The sequence below is a fragment of the Photorhabdus africana genome (assembly GCF_035181445.1).
Lineage (GTDB): Bacteria > Pseudomonadota > Gammaproteobacteria > Enterobacterales > Enterobacteriaceae > Photorhabdus > Photorhabdus laumondii.
The window spans coordinates 1-2290 of the sequence record NZ_JAXBVE010000109.1 but is presented as its reverse complement, the minus strand read 5'-3'; the positions used below and the strand labels follow the sequence as shown (position 1 = coordinate 2290).

At 57.2% G+C, this 2290-nt stretch carries 1 pseudogene; it reads right to left on the bottom strand.

Annotated elements, in window-relative coordinates:
• Positions 1–2290: pseudogene (locus SLS51_RS22865) on the bottom strand (hemagglutinin repeat-containing protein); the annotation flags it as partial.

Below are 2290 nucleotides of genomic sequence, written 5' to 3'. Positions count from 1 at the left end.
GTCGGTCTCGACCAGATAGTGGCTGTCACTGCCCGGTTGCACGGTATACAGGCTGTTATTCGGCAAACGCGTATCGGGCGTCACCACGCGTATCACCGGGTCGACTGTTTGCCCTTTGACGGTCTCCGGGGGCAATACCCGTGGCTGATTTTTGATACCGTTCACCGGTGTGACCGTCGTGGGGGCAGAATGTATCTGACCGGTTTGTCGGTCTGTCATCGTGATATCGGTGCCCTGTGGACGGGTATGCGCCTGCCAGGCCAGCGTTTTCAGGTCGAGGGTTTCTGTCACCGGCGCGGGGGCATAACGACTGCGGCTTTTCCCCTGCGAGGTTTTGGTGCCACGGAATCGGGGCTTCAGTCGTTTCTTTTTTGCATACCAGTGGGTCTGACTGCCGGTATCAGTGGTGATACGTTCGCCCTGAGTGGCAATATTGTGCAGTTCGCCAATTTCACCACCGAGCGTGCCGCCAGCAACAATCTGGCTGTCGTGATTAGTGACCTGCGCACTGTTGAGCGTGATATTGCCCCCGGCCAGAATTTTACCGGGGTCGCTCTGTTTAACCTGAGTTTCCCTGACGGTGCGGGTGTACTGATATTCGTAAAAGTCATTACTGCCGCTGCCGTCCGGCATGATGGCATCGTGCACTTTGTATTTATTGTGGTGGGAAGTGTCCACCTGTGACCAGTCATAGCGAGTGGTCTGGCCGCTGAGTACGGCATCGTGATGCTGAGACTTTTCCGTTTCGACGACCTGAGTGACCAACCCGGCGTTGGTGTTGTTAATCTGGCCGGCATTAATCTTCAAGTGGCGCCCGGCTTCAATCGTCGCCGCGTGGTTATTGAGCTCACGCGCCTGACCGGTGGCCGCCAGGGTGTTATCCAACCGGCCGCCGATGCGCATGTCGCCCACGCTGTAAATCTGGGCATGATGCTGGTTGTTGAGCGTTCCGGTGCCGATATCCAGCCGGTCACGCGCCGCAATCACCGCGGCTTTACCGTTCTGGGCGGTGTTATTCAGCGTGCCCGTCTGGAGCGCGAGCTGGTCACCGTAAATGCGCCCGGTGCCGATGTTGTTCAGGGTGTTGGCCGTGAGATGGGTCAGGCCGCCGTCAATCAATCCGGTGTTGTTCAGGGTATCGCGAACCTGGATTTGTGTTTGTCCGGCGCTGATTTCGCCTGACGCGCTATTGGTGAGATTCTGTGCGTCAAGATGCAGCGTTTGACCGGCTTTTATCTGGCGGTCATTGAGCAGATTGCCGGTCGTTTTCAGGGTCAGATTGCCATTGGCCGCGGTGTTGCCGGTATGGTGAAAATCCTCAGTTAAGGTGACCGCCATATCGCCCTGTGATAACAGTTGGCCGTCACCGCTCAGAGAGTGTGCGTTAATCGTGGCCTGTTCCCCAGCAATCAAGGTGCCTTGCCGGTTGTTAATCACCAGCGAGGTGTGCCCGCTCTTGTCGTCTACGGTAAGCTGTTTGCCTGCGGAGATTAACCCCTGCGCATTATCCAGCGTGTGACTCACCTGAGCTTGCAGGTGATTGGCCGCCCGTAAAGCGCCCTGGGTATTGTCCACCTGTTGGGCGTTGACCGTCAGGTTTTGCGCTTCCAGTCCGTTATCAACCTGAGCTGTTTCCCGGTTAATCAGGTGAGCGGTGTTCAGGGTCAATTGCTGACCGCCACGGATAAGACCGCCGGTGTTATCGGTTTGAGTGTCAACATGAAGTTGGGTGTCGCCCACCGCCTGCACCTGCCCGTGACGATTATCGAGTTGGTGAGTGTTCAGAGTTAAGGTGTCCGTGGATAACAGTTTACCGTCCCGATTATCCAGCACGGCGTGTCGGGTATCGATAGCCAACTGGCCGCCTTGAAGATGACCGTGGCGATTGTCCAGCGGGCCACTGGTGATGGTCGTCTTGCCCTCACCGAGAATATGGCCCTGCTGGTTATCCAGTAACTGCCCGTCGGTATCCAGAGTCAGGGCGTCGGCGGATTGTAAGGTCCCCTCGCGGTTTATCAGTTGTTGACTGTGAATGTCCAGCCCGCCATTCCCGGCAATCTGTCCCTGAGTATTAGTGAGCGCGGCGCTGGTCAGCGTGGTTTTACCGTCCGCCGCGATTATCCCGCCGGTGTTATCAACATCGCCGGTGCGCAGGGTTAACTGCCCGCCGCTTAACACCCGGCCCGACTGATTGTCCAGCGTGTCTTTGACCGCCAGTGTCAGCGAGCCTTTTTCGGCGGCCACGATGTTGCCGTGACGATTATCGACGGTCGTTGCTTTAAGGTTCAGG